Annotated in this window: 15 protein-coding genes; 7 read left to right on the top strand and 8 right to left on the bottom strand. The window is 38.1% G+C overall.

Features of this window, described 5'->3' with window-relative positions:
• The first annotated feature begins 250 nt into the window (after nt 1-250).
• From secDF to BM107_RS22385, 3 genes are all read left to right on the top strand, one after another.
• Nucleotides 251-3,232: a protein translocase subunit SecDF gene (gene secDF / locus BM107_RS22375; RefSeq protein ID WP_090987513.1), complete on the top strand. Its 2,982-nt coding sequence runs from the start codon at nt 251-253 to the stop codon at nt 3,230-3,232.
• Nucleotides 3,233-3,698: 466 nt separating this feature from the next.
• Complete coding sequence (locus BM107_RS22380) at nt 3,699-5,033, top strand: NAD(P)/FAD-dependent oxidoreductase (RefSeq protein WP_090987515.1); 1,335 nt, start codon at nt 3,699-3,701, stop codon at nt 5,031-5,033.
• Between the two features lie 83 nt (nt 5,034-5,116).
• Nucleotides 5,117-5,977, top strand: coding sequence for a hydroxymethylglutaryl-CoA lyase (locus tag BM107_RS22385; protein ID WP_090987517.1), 861 nt, complete (start codon nt 5,117-5,119; stop codon nt 5,975-5,977).
• Nucleotides 5,978-6,141: 164 nt separating this feature from the next.
• Here BM107_RS22385 and BM107_RS22390 read toward each other — a convergent pair whose 3' ends face one another.
• The 4 genes from BM107_RS22390 to fbaA all read right to left on the bottom strand — a co-directional run bounded on the left by BM107_RS22390 (nt 6,142) and on the right by fbaA (nt 8,641).
• Nucleotides 6,142-6,438, bottom strand: a complete 297-nt coding sequence (locus BM107_RS22390; RefSeq protein WP_090987519.1) for a GIY-YIG nuclease family protein — start codon at nt 6,436-6,438, stop codon at nt 6,142-6,144.
• Nucleotides 6,439-6,522: 84 nt separating this feature from the next.
• Nucleotides 6,523-6,945 carry a GNAT family N-acetyltransferase gene (locus BM107_RS22395; RefSeq protein ID WP_090987521.1) on the bottom strand — a complete coding sequence of 141 codons (423 nt, stop codon included), beginning with the start codon at nt 6,943-6,945 and terminating at the stop codon, nt 6,523-6,525.
• Nucleotides 6,920-7,426, bottom strand: coding sequence for a low affinity iron permease family protein (locus BM107_RS22400; RefSeq protein ID WP_090987596.1), 507 nt, complete (start codon nt 7,424-7,426; stop codon nt 6,920-6,922). The genes BM107_RS22395 and BM107_RS22400 overlap by 26 nt, the downstream gene beginning before the upstream one ends.
• A gap of 135 nt (nt 7,427-7,561) precedes the next feature.
• Nucleotides 7,562-8,641 (bottom strand): class II fructose-bisphosphate aldolase, encoded by a 1,080-nt coding sequence (fbaA, locus tag BM107_RS22405; RefSeq protein WP_090987523.1) that lies wholly within the window; start codon nt 8,639-8,641, stop codon nt 7,562-7,564.
• Between the two features lie 358 nt (nt 8,642-8,999).
• Here fbaA and accD point away from each other — a divergent pair, with 358 nt between their 5' ends.
• From accD to BM107_RS22420, 3 genes are all read left to right on the top strand, one after another.
• The gene (accD, locus tag BM107_RS22410) at nt 9,000-9,845 is read left to right on the top strand and encodes an acetyl-CoA carboxylase, carboxyltransferase subunit beta (protein WP_090987525.1); all 846 of its coding nucleotides are present in this window, start codon (nt 9,000-9,002) and stop codon (nt 9,843-9,845) included.
• A gap of 460 nt (nt 9,846-10,305) precedes the next feature.
• Complete coding sequence (locus BM107_RS22415; RefSeq protein ID WP_090987527.1) at nt 10,306-11,853, top strand: M20/M25/M40 family metallo-hydrolase; 1,548 nt, start codon at nt 10,306-10,308, stop codon at nt 11,851-11,853.
• A 120-nt stretch (nt 11,854-11,973) separates the two neighbouring features.
• Entirely contained in the window at nt 11,974-13,188 is a 1,215-nt protein-coding gene (locus BM107_RS22420; protein WP_134203275.1) for a S41 family peptidase, read from the top strand.
• Nucleotides 13,189-13,312: 124 nt separating this feature from the next.
• Here the strand turns inward: BM107_RS22420 and BM107_RS22425 are convergent, their stop codons facing one another.
• The 4 genes from BM107_RS22425 to BM107_RS22440 form a co-directional block, all read right to left on the bottom strand.
• Complete coding sequence (locus BM107_RS22425) at nt 13,313-14,317, bottom strand: cytochrome d ubiquinol oxidase subunit II (RefSeq protein ID WP_090987598.1); 1,005 nt, start codon at nt 14,315-14,317, stop codon at nt 13,313-13,315.
• A gap of 67 nt (nt 14,318-14,384) precedes the next feature.
• Complete coding sequence (locus BM107_RS22430; protein WP_090987531.1) at nt 14,385-15,719, bottom strand: cytochrome ubiquinol oxidase subunit I; 1,335 nt, start codon at nt 15,717-15,719, stop codon at nt 14,385-14,387.
• A 311-nt stretch (nt 15,720-16,030) separates the two neighbouring features.
• The gene (locus BM107_RS22435; RefSeq protein WP_090987533.1) at nt 16,031-16,930 is read right to left on the bottom strand and encodes an MBL fold metallo-hydrolase; all 900 of its coding nucleotides are present in this window, start codon (nt 16,928-16,930) and stop codon (nt 16,031-16,033) included.
• A 74-nt stretch (nt 16,931-17,004) separates the two neighbouring features.
• Nucleotides 17,005-17,208: a hypothetical protein gene (locus tag BM107_RS22440; RefSeq protein ID WP_090987535.1), complete on the bottom strand. Its 204-nt coding sequence runs from the start codon at nt 17,206-17,208 to the stop codon at nt 17,005-17,007.
• A 1,118-nt stretch (nt 17,209-18,326) separates the two neighbouring features.
• Between BM107_RS22440 and BM107_RS22450 the strand changes: the two genes are divergently transcribed.
• Nucleotides 18,327-18,743: a transposase gene (locus BM107_RS22450; protein ID WP_208864444.1), complete on the top strand. Its 417-nt coding sequence runs from the start codon at nt 18,327-18,329 to the stop codon at nt 18,741-18,743.
• The last annotated feature ends 55 nt before the right edge of the window (nt 18,744-18,798 follow it).

Consider the following 18,798-nt stretch of genomic DNA (forward strand, 5'->3'; position numbering starts at 1 on the left):
CTGTTGAAAAAGTGGCTGCATCAGCTGTGGAAACCTAATCCTAAAAAGCTGTCACAAATGCTTTTGAAATCAATTTCATTTTAAATCTGGTCATCTGAAATGAATTCTGCGTAATGAATCTTAAAGGAATATTGCCCCGCAAAAATTAATCTTAATAAATTATCAATTAAGGGGTTCTATAATTTAAAAATTTAATTAGATTTGCCGACTTGTTAAAAAACAGCGAAAGACAAATTATTTTAAACAAACAATGCAAGGAAAAGGTTTTATTAAGTTTATAGCGATAGTATTGGCTATCGTTTGTGCGTATGCACTTTCTTTTACTTTGGTGGCATCCAAGGTAGAAAAAGACGCGAAAAACTATGCGAAAGGTGACTTAGCCAAAGAAAAGGCTTACTTAGATTCGATGAGTACCGAAAAAGTTTATCCAGTTGTTGGGTTTACTTATCAAGAGGTAAAAGCGAAAGAGATTAATTTGGGTCTGGACTTGAAAGGCGGAATGAACGTAACGATGGAGATATCGTTAGCAGAGTTGGTTAAATCATTGGCAGGCAACCCTACTGATGCAAATTTCAACAAAGCAATTCAAAACGCGCAGATCAAATTAAATGCCGGCGGTAAAGATTACATCAAAATTTTTGTTGATGAATTCGAAAAATTAAGTCCTGGAGTAAAACTTGCAGATTATTTTTCTAATCAGGATAACGCATCTCAGTTAAAACCTAATGCAAGCAATAATGAAGTTGAATCTTTCTTGGAAAAAGAAGCAACCAGTGCTATCGATCGTTCATTTACTGTTTTACGTTCACGTATTGATGGTTTCGGGGTAGTTAGTCCGAACATGCAAAAACAAGAAGGCAGTAACCGGATCTTAATCGAAATGCCTGGTGTACAAGATAAAGAACGTATTGCTAAACTTTTACAGGGTTCTGCCGAATTACAATTCTGGCAGGTATACCAGGTACAGGAAGTTGCACCATTGTTAGAAAACATTAATAAAATTTTAGCGGCAACATTAAAAACCGATGCTCCGGCAGCTAAAGATACCACCGCTGCTCCTGCCGCTGGCGGTAAATTGGCGGGCTTAGAAAAAGCCGCTGCTAAAGATTCTTCAGCTAAAGGCGGCAAACTTGCCGGCCTGGGCAAAAAAGATTCGAGTGCTGTTAGAGCCGAATTGATAAAATCCAACCCATTGTATGCTGTTCTTAACCTTCCTATTTATCAAGGCGAAAACGGACAACAGCAGTTAATGCCGGGCGCAGTTGTAGGTATGTCTTTACAAAAAGATACTGCAAAGGTTAATGCTTACCTAAAACTTCCTGAAGTTGCTGCATCTATTCCATCAACGATGAAATTCATGTGGAGCGTTAAACCTCGGGAAGGCTCGAAAGTTTTTGAATTATATGCCATTAAAATGGTTAGTGCAGATGGTAAACCAGACTTAGGTGGTGAGGCAATCAGTGATTCGCGTGCTGACTTTGACCAAAAAGGCAAACCGGAAGTAACCATGTACATGACCAGCGAAGGTGCTGCAAAATGGAAAAAAATTACTGCTGAAGCTGCAGCTGATCCAAATAACAAAAAATCAATCGCCATTGTATTGGATAATCAGGTTTATTCTGCCCCTACCGTACAAAACGAGATTGCCGGTGGCGTTTCATCAATCACCGGTAACTTTACACAGGCCGATACCAAAGATTTATCAAACATCTTAAAAGCGGGTAAATTACCTGCTCCTGCACGTATTGCCGGTAGCTACATCGTTGGTCCAACATTAGGTGCACAGGCTATTCATGATGGATTAATCTCATTTGTAATTGCCTTTATCGTTATCCTGATCTTCATGGCGTTATACTATCACCGTGCAGGCTGGGTGGCTAACTTTGCCTTGTTAATCAACTTATTCTTCATCATTGGTATCCTGGTATCACTTGGTGCAGTATTAACCTTACCTGGTATTGCCGGTATCGTATTAACCATTGGTTTATCGGTAGATGCGAACATCCTTATTTTTGAACGTGTACGTGAAGAGCTTGCACATGGCAAGAATACTGCTTCAGCAATTCAAGAAGGTTTCAAACATGCGATGCCTTCCATTATCGACTCAAACGTAACCTTGTTTATTTTAGGTGCGATTCTTTACGTTTTCGGTAGCGGTCCGGTTCAGGGTTTTGCCACTACATTATGTATTGGTATCCTATCTTCATTATTTGCAGCTGTAGCCATTTCGAGAGTAGTTTTCGAATCATTGTTAAACCGCAAAATTGATGTAAGTTTCGATAACAGCCTTACCCGTAATGCATTTAAAAACTTAGCCTTCAACTTTGTTGGCCGTCGTAAAATCTATTACATTATCTCTACCATCATCATTGTTGCAGGTATCGGTATGTACTTCAAAAATGGTGGTTTAAACTTAGGTGTTGATTTTAAAGGAGGTAGAACTTATTTAGTTCACTTTGATAAAGCTGTTAATACTGAAGATTTAAAAACCAAGTTAAACCCGGTTTTTGGTAACGAAACGCCAGAGGTGAAAACTGCAGGTGAAGATAGTCAGGTAAAAATCACTACTACTTTCCACATCGAAGATCAGGACATTAAAACGGATAAAGTTGTAGAAGATGCTTTAAATAAAGGATTAGCAGGTTCAAAATATGAAATTGTAAGTTCACAAAAAGTAACGCCTATCATTGCAAGTGATATTGTAAACGGTGCTTTCTACGCAGTATTGATTTCGTGTTTGTTCATGTTTATCTACATTGTCGTGCGATTCAAAAAATGGCAATATGGTTTGGGTGCGGTAATCGCATTATTCCACGACGTTTTAATGGTATTGTCTTTCTATACTATTTTAGATGGTGTGATGCCGTTCTCATTGGAAATTGGTCAGGATTTTATCGCCGCAATTTTAACGGTAATGGGTTACACCATGACAGAAACCGTTGTTGTATTCGACCGTATCCGCGAGAAATTAAAAGAGTCTGGCAAAGAAGATTTACATGGCGAAGCGCGTAACAACTTAATCAACTTCGCGTTGAACAGTACCTTAAGCCGTACCATTTTAACTTCATTAACCGTATTCTTTGTATTATTGGTAATCTTCATTTTCGGTGGCGATAGCATCCGCGGATTTATATTCGCCTTGTTAATTGGCCGTATCATCGGTACGTACTCATCACTATGTATTTCTACTCCTATCGTAATCGATTTAGGTAGTTCTGCAGAGAAGAAATAAGATCAAAATCTTAAAATATACAAGCGCCTCGGGAAATCGGGGCGCTTTTTTTGTGCTAAACCTGATAGGTTTTAAAACCTATCAGGTTTAAAAGATAAAAGTTTCAAAGCTTTTTATTTCTTTCGAAAAGCAAGTCCTGTAATTCTTCGGTTCCGATAGCCCTGCTATGCATTCCAATCTTTTTAATACGCACTGTTATACCGGAGTGCGAAGCACGTGTTTCATCGGTTACAGATGCTTCGTCCCTCAGCATGACAGCAGATTCAGGGCTGTTGCAAATTAAAAAGGATTTCCATTTCTATCAGGTTTAAATCATTTAAGGTGGTGTAAACACCTGCAAATCCCCCTTCGTCATGGAAACGTTATATATGTGGCAAAAGAATGATTGATACTGCCAAAAAACCTCATTTAATAAACCTTTTAGCTATTTTTTTGTTACGTTAGCATTAGATACAAGGAGATAAAAATGGATTTACAACTTCCTAAAAGCGAGTACCCGAGAGTAGTTATAGTTGGCGGTGGATTTGGTGGTATTGAATTAGCAAAACGTTTAAAGAACAAACCTTTTCAGGTTGTGATGCTTGATAAGCATAATTATCACACGTTCCAACCCCTACTCTATCAGGTAGCTACAGGAGGTTTAGAAGCCGATTCGATCGCGTTCCCGCTAAGAAAGATTTTTAAGGGTCAAAAGAACCTGATTTTTCGCGTAACCAAAGTTACGGAAGTGAATGCAGCAGAAAACTGTTTACAAACTGATATTGGCAGAATTAAATATGATTATCTGGTTATCGCTACAGGTTCTACCAGTAATTTTTTTGGTAATAAAGAGATCGAGGCCAATTCAATGCCCATGAAATCTATACCGGAAGCACTGGATTTGAGAAGTTTGATTCTACAGAATTTCGAAAAATCGCTGATCGAAAAAGATCCGGATAAGAAAAATGCACTGTTAAACTTTGTGGTGGTTGGCGGTGGCCCAACAGGCGTTGAAACCTCCGGTGCCATTGCAGAGCTTAAAAGACATGTTATTCCAAACGATTATCCGGAAATGGATTTAAGCAAGGTTAATATATACCTGATTGAAAACTCGCCGGAATTATTGGGTGTAATGTCTCCACAGGCACAGAAAAAAGCTAAAGATTTCCTTACCGATATGGGTGTACAGATTATGAACGAAACCCGGGTATTAGGTTATGACGGACTAAAACTCAGCTTACAGGATAAAGCGCCTATTTTAAGTTCTACGGTAATCTGGAGTGCTGGAGTAAAAGGAGAACTATTGGCCGGTTTAGACCGGGCAGAAGTTGTTCGTGGAGGCCGGTTGAAAACCGACACTCAAAATTTAGTGGTAGGTTATCAAAACGTATATGCCATTGGCGACGTAGCCGCTATTATTGACGAAGAAACACCTAATGGTCACCCGGGAGTTGCGCCGGCAGCCATCCAACAGGGACATCATCTGGCCAAAAACCTGATCAACATTAAAGAAAATAAACCTTTAGAGAAATTCAAATATTTCGATAAAGGCTCAATGGCTACAGTTGGCAGAAACAAAGCAGTTGTTGATATAGGCAAAATCCGCTTTCAAGGGGTATTCGCCTGGTTTACCTGGATGTTTGTCCACTTAATGACTTTGGTAGGCTTCAGAAATAAGATTATTGTTTTTGTCAATTGGGTTTGGAGTTATTTCAGTTATGATCGGGGAACACGTTTAATTATCAGAACGTTTGCAAAGGATAGAAGTGTGGATTACAGAGCCGAAGTACCCTCTGTAAAAGATGAAGTCAAGGTGTTTTAGTATTTAAGAGGAGTTTTGGGTTAAAAATTTTTTCTTCTTTTCTTAACGGAAAACTTTGCGCAATTTGCGGTTAAACCGAAAATATGAGCCAAAACAATTTCAAATTGATTGAATGTCCGCGCGATGCCATGCAGGGATTGCACAATTTCATTCCGACCGAGCTTAAAGTTGAATATTTAAACCTACTGCTTCAGGTCGGTTTTGATACGCTTGATTTTGGAAGTTTTGTTTCTCCCAAAGCCATTCCGCAGATGGCCGACACCGCTGAAGTTTTAGCACAGCTGGATTTAAGCAATACAAATACTAAACTGTTGGCTATTGTAGCGAATTTAAGGGGTGTAGAAGATGCAATAAAGCATGAAGCAGTTGATTACCTCGGATTTCCATTTTCGATCTCTGAAACCTTTCAACAGCGCAATACCAATTCCAGCATAACGCAATCTTTAAATACGGTTGAAGAAATGCTTTCACTTTGTGCAAAAAACAATAAGAAGGCGGTCATTTATCTATCTATGGGTTTTGGAAATCCTTATGGTGATGAATGGAATTACGGGATTGTAGAACAATGGGCTGATGTATTAGTGGGCAAAGGAGCGGAAATTCTATCGCTTGCTGATACGGTAGGCGTTTCCACACCAGAAAAGATAGAAAACATATTACCAGAACTGATTTCAAAATTCAAAAATACCGAGATCGGCATTCATTTACACTCCATTCCCGCCGATCGTTTCGAGAAAATTGAGGCTGCTTATCGTTCAGGCGTAACCCGCATAGATTCTGCATTGAAAGGATTTGGCGGCTGCCCTATGGCTGCCGATGATCTCACCGGAAATATTGCTACGGAAGATGTAATTAGCTATCTGAACTCGAAAGAAGAAATTCTAAATCTCAATATGGATAAATGGAAGGAGGCAATTGCTTTCTCTGTTAAAATATTTGGGTAGGTAATTTTTGATCCACCCCATAACAAAAATTCGTCATTGCGAGGCACGAAGCAATCCTACTACTTTGGTTGGGTAGATAAATTGATACGGCTATCACTTTAAGATTGCCAGCCTGTTGCCAGCAGACTTCGTTGGCAGAAAAAGCATCCTCGAAATGACGGAAACTACGCATCCAATCCATCATATAAATCAATCCAATTTGGATTTTTGGATACAATTAAATCTATTTTCTGTTGTCGGTTTCCCTCTTTTATTCTTTTTTCCTCATTAATAGCCTCTTCAATTCCGAAAAAAAATGCATAATAAACCAATTTACAACATTTATATCTTGAAGTAAAGCTATTTGAAAACTCGTTATTTTTATGTTGCCATACCCTACCCTGTAAATCAGAAGTTACGCCCATGTAAAATACGGTATTAAAAGAATTTGCCATGATATATATGCAGCCTCCTCTTTCCATATTAGTTCTGTTTAGTAATTAACTAATGAGTGGTCTAGCGATCGCATTAAGATTGCTTCGTTCCTCGCAATGACGATACAATTTTCAAACTTGCTTCACCATTTTAAAGTGTTGTATACCAGCCTCCTCAAATTGCTCACCCTCTGCAACAAAGCCGAACTTGGCATACAAACTCATGGCATCCAGTTGCGAGTTTAAATAAATATAATGTGCATCTTCCGGCAAATCAGATAAAGCCTCAGCGATCAGTGCCCGGCCTACCCCTTGCCCTCTAAACTCCTTTAAAACAGCAAAACGCTCTAATTTATAACCGTTGTCCGTTTTACGCCACCTACATGCACCACAAGGCTGTCCGTTATTGGTGGCCAGAAAATGTACTGATTCGTCCTCATGCTCCCATTCCAGCTCTGGCGGACAATTCTGTTCATCTACAAAAACAATTTTACGGATCGCAAATACTTTATCTAAATCTTCGGGATGGTTAACTTTTTGAACGTGCAGACTCATTATCGTGTTTTTTAAAGTGTTTATTTGACTTTACTTTTATTTCATTCAATTGCTTCGCAACATCTATTGAATGCGAGCAATGAATATCGGCCTCTTTTTTGGCAAGTGCAGCAATCGCAACGTAAAATTTATGCAATTGATCCAATTCTTTTTCGCTCAGGTCTTCAATATCTACCATGCGGTTACTCGCACCTTGTTGCGCGGCAATTAACTCATTCAATTTTAGCTGGATCGCTTTCCCGTCTTTATTCTGCGCTTTCTGGATTAGAAATACCATTAAAAAGGTAATAATTGTTGTTCCGGTATTAATTACCAGTTGCCATGTTTCAGAGTAATTGAATATAGGGCCACTCACCGCCCAAATTACAACAATTGCTGTTGCACTGATAAATGCCGCAGAACTCCCGGTAAACTTGGTTGCCGCGTTAGCAAATTTTTCAAAAAAATTGTTGCTTTTATTATTGCTTTTAGATTTTGTCATCACCATTTGTTCGCTTAAAGATACCATAAAACAAACAAAAGCGCCATAAGTTTTAAACCTGTGGCGCTTTCGCTAATGTTGTAATATTAAAAGATTGAAAAGTTGCAACGTTACAACCTTTTAACGTTTAAGCTCTTAGAGCTTATCGTTAACGTTGATACAGTTTAAGTCTTCAAAAGCGGTAGTTAAACGCTTAACAAAAGCCTCTTCTCCTTTACGTAACCATACACGTGGATCGTAATATTTTTTGTTTGGCTTATCATCGCCGTCAGGATTACCGATCTGGCCTTGAAGATAACCTTCATTCTTTTTGTAATATTCTAAAATACCTTCCCAGAATGCCCATTGCATATCCGTATCAATATTCATTTTAATTGCACCATAAGAAATGGCTTCCCTGATCTCTTCCTGAGATGAACCGGAACCACCGTGGAATACGAAATTGATTGGTTTTTCGGCTGTTAAATTGAATTTTTCTTTGATAAAATCCTGAGAGTTTTTCAAAATTACCGGTTGCAATTTTACGTTACCCGGTTTATAAACTCCATGTACGTTACCAAAAGCTGCAGCAACCGTAAAACGAGGAGAAACTTTGCTTAACTCTTCATAAGCATAAGCTACTTCACTAGGCTGTGTATATAATTTCGAGCTGTCAACATCGCTATTATCCACACCATCTTCTTCACCACCTGTTACACCAAGCTCGATTTCGATAGTCATGTTCATTTTAGCCATACGTGCTAAGTATTTAGCAGAAATTTCCATGTTTTCTTCGATAGACTCTTCCGATAAATCTAACATATGAGATGAAAACAAAGGCTTGCCGGTTTCAGCGAAGAATTTTTCGCCGTGATCCAATAATCCATCAATCCATGGCAACAATTTTTTAGCTGCGTGGTCAGTGTGTAATACCACCGCAACCCCATAATGTTCTGCCAATAAATGTACATGTTTAGCTGCTGATACAGCACCTAGAATGCATGCTTGTAATTTCTCATTATCCAACGATTTACCAGCATAAAACTGGGCACCACCATTAGATAGTTGAATCATAACAGGCGAATTTACTGCCTTTGCAGTTTCCATTACCGCATTTACCGTATTGGTACCGGTAACATTTACTGCTGGTAAAGCAAACTGATGTTTTTTAGCCTGCTCAAATAATTCTTGAACGGCATCTCCGTAAATTACGCCTTTGTAGCCTTTTAAACTCATTTCTTGTTAATTTTATTAAGTCCGAAGTTATAAAAAAAATTAACATTACCAGCTTTTGTAACAACAGAATTATCTGCCTAAAAGCAAAACAAAGCCTGTTTAGTGTAAAAAACACATTATCCTTAGTGTAAAAAAGACACACCTTTAGAAATAATCAATTTACAAGGAATTTTAACAAACAACCAAAATCCAGCGTACAATGATCAAATGCCAACAATTAATGTTCCGATTTACGAGTTTAATCATTGTGATTTGAATATTGATCATTAATTATTGATCATTGCGATTTGATCATTGGTAATTCTTTATCTTAATTTTATTTTTCGTTTCTTTGCAATCCAATTCTTCAAAAAATTATATGGCTTGGTTTAAGAGAGAAAAAAAAGGTATCATTACTACAACAGAGGAGAAAAAAGAAGCACCGGATGGGTTGTGGAATAAATGTCCGAATTGCAAAAAACCGCTACATCAGGCAGAGCTTCAGGAAAACAAATATGTTTGCCACTATTGCAGCTACCATCTGAGAGTAGGCTCTAAAGAATATTTCGAGGTTTTATTTGATAATAATCAGTTTAAAGAGTTGTTTCCTAACCTCACTTCGGGCGACCCTTTAAATTTTAACGATAACAAACCTTATACCGATAGAATTAAAGAAAGCCAGGCTAAAACAGGCTTAAAAGATGCGATCCGTTCGGCGGTTGGTAAAATTGAGGGAGAAGACATCGTGATTGCCTGCATGGATTTTGCTTTTATTGGCGGTTCAATGGGCTCAGTTGTAGGTGAAAAGATCGCAAGATCGATCGATTATAGCATTAAACATAAAGTTCCGTTCCTCATGATCTCAAAATCAGGTGGTGCACGGATGATGGAAGCTGCATTTTCGTTAATGCAAATGGCTAAAACGTCAGCGAAACTGGCTTTATTAAGTCAGGCAAAAATTCCATACATCTCTTTATTAACCGATCCAACTACTGGCGGTGTAACGGCTTCTTATGCCATGTTAGGCGATATCAATATTGCAGAACCAGGCGCATTAATCGGTTTTGCAGGTCCGCGGGTAATTAAAGAAACCATAAAAAAAGATCTGCCTAAAGGTTTCCAAACTTCAGAATTTGTGTTGGAACATGGCTTCCTGGATTTTATAGTAGATAGAAGGGCCATGAAAGCTAAATTGGGCGCATTTGTAAAAATGATGAACAATTAGTTGGTTCAGTAGTCTAGTAGTTCATTAGTCATTGGTTTATTGGTCATTAGGTCATTAGTTAATTGGTCATTGGTCCATTAGTCATTGCTTTATTGGTGATTAGTGAAAGTCTCCAATGAATAAATAGACATTATAAAAAAAGTAGGATTTGAATAACTTAGGTTAAATCAGTCCTGCTTTTTGCTTTAAGCACACGCTACACTCCGGGCTTTTCATGGCAATCACATTTATTTAACATGAACTAGTAATTCTTTTGATAATTTTTTCCAGCGAGTGCATTTACTACAAAGGCTTTAAGCCACAAAGGCAAAGCTATTATTTATTTAGATGAACTCAGTTACTTGCCTTACGCGTCAGTATGACTCGATAATAGAATGTGTCTTGCAACATTTCCATTAACATCTCACAACCCTACCTCATATTTCATAAATTAGCCTCAACTCATTAACTTTAACTAATTATGAATAAACAACTACTGTTTTCTGCACTGTTTCTTTGTGCTTCGACCAGTCTTTTTGCACAAGACCGGAAAGTAATTGATAATATCATTAAAGAAGTAAACGAAAATTCTCAATTGGAGAAACTGGCGCACGAACTTTTGGATGTTGTTGGACCACGATTGGTTGGTTCGCCACAGATGAAACAAGCTAACGACTGGGCGGTAAAAAAATATAGCGACTGGGGCATTTCGGCTAAAAACGAAAAGTGGGGCGAATGGGCCGGTTGGGAACGCGGCATTACACACATTGATTTAGTAAGTCCGAGGGTTCGGACGTTAGAAGGCACACAATTAGCCTGGAGCCCATCAACCAATGGTAAAACCATTAATGCAGAAGCCATTATCCTTCCGGAAATTACAGATTCTGCATCTTTTCAGAAATGGTTACCCAACGTAAAAGGTAAAATTGTTTTAATTTCAATGAACCAAATATCTGGGCGACCAGAAAAAAACTGGGAAGAGTTTGCTACAAAAGATCTTTTTGAAAAATTTAAGAAAGAAAAAGCCAATGCAGCAAAAGCATGGACGGCCAATTTAGCTAAAACAGGTCTTACCGCAAGAACACTTCCTGTAGCTTTAGAAAATGCTGGTGCGGTGGCTGTGGTCATCAATAACTGGTCGCAGGGCTTCGGTGTAGACAAGATTTTTGGCGCCAATACCACTAAGGTGCCAACATTAGATTTATCTGTCGAAGATTACGGTTTGGTATATCGTTTGGCTTTAAATGGCAACAAACCGATGCTTAAAATTGAATCAGAATCAAAAAAACTGGGAACTGTACCAACCTTTAATACCATAGCGGAGTTAAAGGGCAAGCAAAAACCAAATGAATATGTGATGCTCTCGGCACATTTCGATTCGTGGGATGGAGCAAGTGGTGCAACAGATAATGGTTCGGGTACCATTTTAATGATGGAAGCCATGCGCATTTTAAAGAAATTTTACCCCAACCCAAAACGCACCATTTTAGTGGGGCATTGGGGCAGCGAAGAGCAAGGATTAAATGGTTCGAGGGCATTTGTAGAAGATCATCCGGAAATCGTGAACAACCTGCAGGCGCTGTTTAACCAGGATAACGGTACGGGCCGTGTGGTTAACATTGGCGGACAGGGTTTTGCAAAATCAAAAGAGTACATTACCCGTTGGTTGGCAGCCGTACCAGATACTATTAAAAATCAGATCAAAACCAGTTTTCCGGGGACACCGGGCGCAGGCGGCTCTGACTTTGCTTCATTTGTTGCTGCCGGAGCATTAGGTTATTCTTTAGGTTCAACCAGTTGGGATTATGGCACTTATACCTGGCATACCAACCGCGATAGTTATGATAAACTGGTTTTCGACGAAATCAGAAGTAACGTAATTCTGGCTGCCATCATGGTTTATATGGCTTGTGAAGATCCTGAGAAAACCTCAACCGAAAAAGCAACCGATTTACCTGTAAATGAGCGTACTGGAAAACCAGCAACCTGGCCGGTACAAACAAAATCAAACAGAAAAGGTGGGTTGTAGAGCAAGAATTTTAATATAATTAAAGGAGCATTTGGAAACAGATGCTCTTTTGGTTTTTTTCAGAAAAATGCGACGTGCAACATTATTTAAAAAAGGGTCGTCTTTTAAACAAAAAATAGGATGAAAAATATAAGTAAAATACTACTCTCTCTTTTATTCGTTTTCACCAGTAACATGTGCTTTTCGCAGTCGCTATCGCAAAATGATTTTATCGAAGACCTGGAGTACATTAAAAAAACTTTACCAAGCAAACACACCAATCTTTTTGCCAAAATAGATTCTTTGGCATTCATTAAAAAGATTGACATGATTGAAATCAAGACGGGTTCTTTAGATTATGAATCATTTAGTGCTGAATTGTTTAAGCTCACTGTTGCAATTGGTGATGAACACACTTTCATAGAACGAAAATTCACTAAAATACTCCCGATTGAGTTTGAGTTGTTCAAAGAAGGTATCTATGTAAAAAGGATTGATGCTACAAATAAAGCGATGTTATACTCGAAGTTATTTGCCATCAACAACATACCCGTTATTAAGATAATTAACTTATTTAAAGAAGTTATATTGAGTGAAAATCAATCTTACTTTAACGATCACCTTTTGCGATATCTTAATAATCCTACATTTTTAAAGGGTTTAGGGATTTTAAATTCCGACCAGAAAGCAGAATTTACTTTAATCGATAAAAATAATATAACTAAAAAGATAACGCTTAATGCGATTACTAGCAATAACATTATGGACCTGCAATTGGACAAAGGCAGTACTGCTTTACGCGTTCAAGAGAAAAAAGGTCATTACTGGTTCGACTTTAATCCAAGTCTCAAAACCGTATATGTCAATTATAATGAATGTAAGGAAGATCCTGGCAATCCTTTTTTGCAGTTTAACGACGAATTATTTAAAACCATTAATCAATATCAACCAGAAAAGCTAGTGCTTGACATACGGGAAAACAGTGGAGGAAATTCGGGTATTCTATGGCCATTTATAATTGAAATCAAGAAAAGCTACCTCAATAAAAAAGGAAAGTTCTTTGTACTCATTGGCAAAAAAACTTTTTCATCAGCTGTAATGAATGCCGTAGAGTTGAAAAAAAATACCAACGCCACATTTATAGGTGAGGTAACCAGCGGGAATATTAATCATTATGGAGAAGTTAGAGGCTTTAAATTGCCAAAATCAAAGATAATTATTGCTTATTCTACCAGATATTGGGAAAACTGGAAAGGTAAAAACGGTCCATTAAGGCCCGATGTGAGAATTAAGTATTCAATTAAAAATTATATACAAGGCAAAGATGAAGCGCTGATAGCAGTGAACAAAATTTAAAAGAGGTTGGCGTTATAAAAAGACTTTATAAAAGCGAGTCTTAGCACTTTATAATAACAAAAATCATACTTGATAAAAGTCCTATGAATTAAATATTATAAACAAACGGCTTTCAGTTGAGAACTTACTCCTCTTTCTTCTGAAATTTATAGAACAAATACCCCAGAAAAGGCAAAATTAAAACACTACCTAACAATAAAGCTAAACCCAAACTATAAATCGTTTTGTCCGGTCCCGCAGTTTCGAGTAACGAAATCGAATCTCCGCTTTTTAAACGGATAAAATTTGGAAAGTGGGCATAACTTATCGCCAACAGGATCATCGTTACCTGAAAGCCCGCTAAGATGCGTAAAACCTTAGTCTTTCCTTTAATTAACAGGTACCATAACAGCATAAGCGATAAACTGGCTAAAATAATGGCTGATAAACCCACCTGGCTCTTAAAAACCCAATCAATCAATGGAATTTTATCCCGTTGCGCAGCAACAAATACCATTGCACCAAAAACCACCGCTGCCACATTCATAAACATTGCCTTTTTTATAAACCGACGCTTATCATGGGTTTCTGTTGTTTCGCCGATGAGATAAATGGCCGCAAGGAAACCGCAAAGTGAAACCGTAAAGAAACCCACAGCAACAGAAAACCAGTTTAACCAGCCCGAAATATAGGCTGTATAAAAATCGGTAGCCTGCGCATCAATATGTCCTGAAATTAAACTTCCTGCAATGATGCCCAAAAATAAAGCGGTTATAAAGCTTGAATACCTAAATATCCGGTTGTATAACCATTGCATATCATCTTTTACAGCATCATAATGGCGAAATACAAAAGCGGTACCACGGGCTATAATTCCGATGAGCATAATGGCCAATGGGATATGCAGGTAAACCGACATGGTGGTGTAAATAAACGGAAAACCAACAAAGAGGATTACAATCGCAATAATCAGCCACATGTGGTTAGCCTCCCATACCGGACCAATGGCATGATACATGGTTTTACGTGTTCGGCTCCTATTTTTTGTTGAGGTAAAGAGTTCTATGATTCCTGCACCGAAATCGGCTCCACCCAATAAAAAGTAAAGCAGAATGGCCATACATAAAAATGTGATTACTACTTCTTTCATATTCAATATGATTACACCGGTATTTTGATTATACTGATTAATGAGATTTGCTTCGTGTTGTTCATACTTAGCTATGCAAATGAGTATTGGATTCGACTTTATCATATAACACCGGTACCATTTTAATCTGCCGGTAAAGCAAAAACGTTACTATTATGCTTAACGACAGGTAAATGGCGGTGAAAATATAAAAGGAATACGCAATACCGGGCATTGGGGTAACCGCATCCCTGGTACGCATAATACCATAAATAATCCACGGTTGACGCCCTACCTCTGTAACTACCCAACCAGCCTCTAAAGCAAGGTAACCAAGCGGAATGGCCAAAACAAATAGTTTTAAAAGCCATCTTTTTTCTATTAAGGACTTCTTTTTGAGCAGGGTAAAAAAATAGGTTAAAGATATAAACAGCAATAATGTACCAATCCCCACCATGATCTGAAAAGCATAATGGGTAATGGCTACCGGAGGATGCTCGTTTTCAGGAATCTGATCCAGCCCTTTAACTTCAGCTTTAAAATTGCCATGTGCCAGAAAACTCAATGCCCCCGGAATTTTGATTGCGCCTGTTACCGATTTATCTTTTTCATTTACGATACCACCAATCAATAGCGGCGCTGGCTTTTCGGTTTTGTACAATGCTTCCATCGCCGCCAGTTTTGCCGGTTGGCGTTTGGCGACGTCTTTCGCAGAAATATCGCCACTCAGGGGCTGTAACAATGCCGCAATACAGGCAAATACGGCCGCTATTTTAAAAGCTTTTAAATGAAAATAGGTATTTCTGTCCCTTAAAATCATTAATGCATGTACGCCTGCCACAGCAAAACCAGTTGCTGTAAATGCGGCTAAACACATATGCAGCGCCTGAGTAAACCAGGCTTTATTGAACATGGCCTGGATAGGATCGATATTAAGGTATTGTCCGTTTACAAAATCAAATCCTGCCGGACTATTCATCCAGGCGTTGGCGGCAACCACCAATATACCCGAGGCCAAACCGCTTACCCCTACCACCATTCCTGTAAACCAATGGAACCACTTATTTAACTTATTCCAGCCATAAAGAAAAAAACCGAGCGCTATAGCCTCAATAAAAAAGGCCGTTCCTTCAAGCGAAAAAGGCATTCCGAATATTGGTCCGGCATGATCCATAAATTTGGGCCATAAAAGGCCCAGTTCAAATGACAACATGGTACCGGATACCGCTCCAGTTGCGAAGAATATGGCCACCCCTTTACTCCAGGCTTTAGTCAGGTTTTTATACATCTCATCGTTAGTTTTAAGCCACTTATAATGAGATACGGCCATAAAGAAAGGCATCACCATACCAATACAGGAAAAAATAATGTGGAAGCCTAGTGACAAGGCCATTTGCGAGCGGGCTGCGATAAAATCATCCATGGGCTGTAGATTTTGTATGGTAACAAATATAGTTCTTAATGATTAAAGCCTATGGTAATTCAATGACGTTGAAAGGATTATTTAAAATATAGAACGTTTATAAATTGAAAAAAGATTTGGAGGGTTGTCGTAAAGGAACCATATTTTTCTTTGCCACAGATGAATACAGGCAGATATAGTCATTTCGAACGGAGTGCAACGTAGTCGAGAACCCGAAGGCTCAGCGAAGCTAAATCTGTCAAGACAGATCTCTCTCCCGAATATTCGGGACTGCGCTTCAGTCGAGACGACTTTTCTTATGCAATATGAGGTTAGGCTCCTTTCAATTCATCATAAGCAGCGGTTAAGCTCCTTTCAATGCCTTCTCCTTTCCATTCGGGTGCATTTGGGATGGTAGTGGTTTTTAAAATATGTTCTTTGCTTTTACCTGCTTTAATTTCGCCGCCTACATAGGTTAAAAGGTTTTGAAGGTAATTTTGATAAGCTTTAACATCAGCTTTACTTCCGGTTACTTTTTCCGGATCAAGACTATGTCCCCAGATAAACAAGGTATCACTATCAAACTGATTCTGAATCTTATCCAAAGCAGTGATCCAGTTACCGATGTGGGCACCATTTTCACGATCAATATATGGAAATTTACGGTTGAATACCAGATCGCCTACATGCACGATATTGGCGTTTTCGAAATGATAAACGGCATCACCGTTGGTGTGACCAGAGCCATAGTAATAAGCCTTTATATTTTCGTCGCCTACTTTAGCGCTCCATCTTGTGCCAAAAGTGCTATCAGGCAAAAGCTGTTTATCTAAATTATTGGCTTTCTCTGCTCCTCTTTTTTGGTTGACCAGTGAATTTTGGTGAGCCACGACTTTTTCTGCCAATCCTTTAAAAGAAATATTCCCTGCGGTATGATCACCGTGGTGGTGTGTATTGATCAGGTATTTAAAAGGTTTTTCACCTAACTTTTTCAATTCATCAATCACATGCGGTGCCGTATTTGGGAATTGCGCATCCACTACTACAAAACCGCTGCTTGAATTTAACCAGCCAATGGTCCCACCCTGCTCGGTAAATATACCAACATTATTACGGAGCGGCTTAAAATCATAAGCGCGCAATAAATCTTGCTGAGCAAAAACATCGGTTTTATAAACTGATAGCAAGGCCATAGCAAGCGCTGAATTTTTAATAAAGTTTCTTCTTTCCATTTTCGGGATGATGCTAAAAAACCACAGCAAATGCTGTGGTTTAAATTTAATGATTTACATGCCAAAATAGCAAATTATATACCTGCACCTGGCGTAGTACCCGGTTCATGTCCGGGACCGAATGAATTATTCTTCCTGTCTTTATCTTTGTTAAACAGATTGGTAGTTACTTTTGATGATTTATTCTCATCTAAAGTTCTATCTTCTTTAATATCTTCTACAGTTTTATCCAGTAAATCGTTCTCAACAACTTTACCTTGTTCTTTATTCGTTTCCATAGTAATTGTAAATTGATGTACTATAGGAACAAGCAAAAAATGAGATTGTTTTTATTAATCCTCGCGGGAATGGGATTTGATCGATATTATTGTTGGTGAGCCATGAATAAGATACTTGATTTCTATAAAATGCTATTAATAACTGTGGTCATCCCGACTGAAACGCAGTGAAATGGAGAGACTTGTCTATGCAGATTTAGCTGCGCTAACACTCCGTGGCTCTCGGCTCCGTTGCACTCCGCTCGAAATGACTGTTAGGCGTAGAACTTTACTACCTCATCCAACGTCTCCTGTTACGTTTTACAACATTGCCCCGGGCAATTTCCCTAACTCATGAATGCAACCGAATGAATGAAACTTCCTTTTATGGATTTTATTAAAATGGTTTGAGGACTCAAATGAAAACGGACTGAAGATAAACCTGTAAATGTGTTTTCTTTCTTCATTTGATTTTTCTTCCAATTTAGCGTTTTCCTGATTTTGAGTGTTGTAGTTCGTTTCCATGTTGACATAAATTTATTGAAAACCTTGCAGGCTTTCAGGGTTAACAATTTTAATAATGATTAAAAGCTTTTTTAAAATTTGCTTAACCTTATACCATGGGAATCTGATAAGGTTTCGTGACGCAACAATAGGTTAAATGGCGTGGATTGCCATACGTTTGATTAAATATAAGTTTATTTTTCGGGTTTTGCAAGTTAATTTTTGTGCGCAGATGTATTTAATCTTAGTTTTTCCTAAATCATTTTTTTTGGAAGGCAATGGCAATAATACTTAGCTCAACACAGTCCTGCTCTCCACTTTACTACGCCGTGCTACGTGTTCGTTCCGATCAGGTTTAGTGGCACGGCAAGGAATACTATTTGGGGTTGATGGGCGCGCTTTCAATGTTTGGCGACTCACCAAACACAATATGAAACTCACCAAATGAGAATCAAACAATTTATTATTATCTTGATAAAAATATAATCACATGAATTCCGATATTTTTAAAGATAGAAGAAAATCATTCATTGACTATAATGAAACTTACTTTTGGACTTGCACGATTAAGGATTGGTTGAACTTGTTAGAACCACTAAATTACAAGCAATTAGTTTTAAATTCTTTAAAACTAATTGCTTGTAAATAATTTTATAGAGGTGTATGGCTTTGTAATTATGCCAAACCATATCCATTTGATTTTAAAAATTTTAAAACCAAACGGTAAAGAAAAACCGAATGTTAGTTTTTTGAAGGATACCTCCCACGAATTAAGAAAAGACCTTATGGTCAACAATCCTAATTTTTTAAGACTTTTCGAGGTAACAGAATCTGATCGTAAATATCGGATATGGCAACGTGATCCCCTTGCAATCAATATGTTAGATCTCAATATATTGGAGCAAAAGCTAAATTATATCCATCATAACCCATTACAAGCGAGATGGTGTTTGGCGCAAAACACTGAAGATTATTATTGGTCTTCTTCAAGGTTTTACAAAACTGGCGTAGATGATTTTAATATACTAACCGATTACAGAGATATATTCTAATCTTCATATTTACTGGCCCACTAAACACGAATATTTTATGGTTGGTGAACCACCA

The organism is Pedobacter suwonensis (assembly GCF_900111825.1).
GTDB classification, from domain to species: domain Bacteria; phylum Bacteroidota; class Bacteroidia; order Sphingobacteriales; family Sphingobacteriaceae; genus Pedobacter; species Pedobacter suwonensis.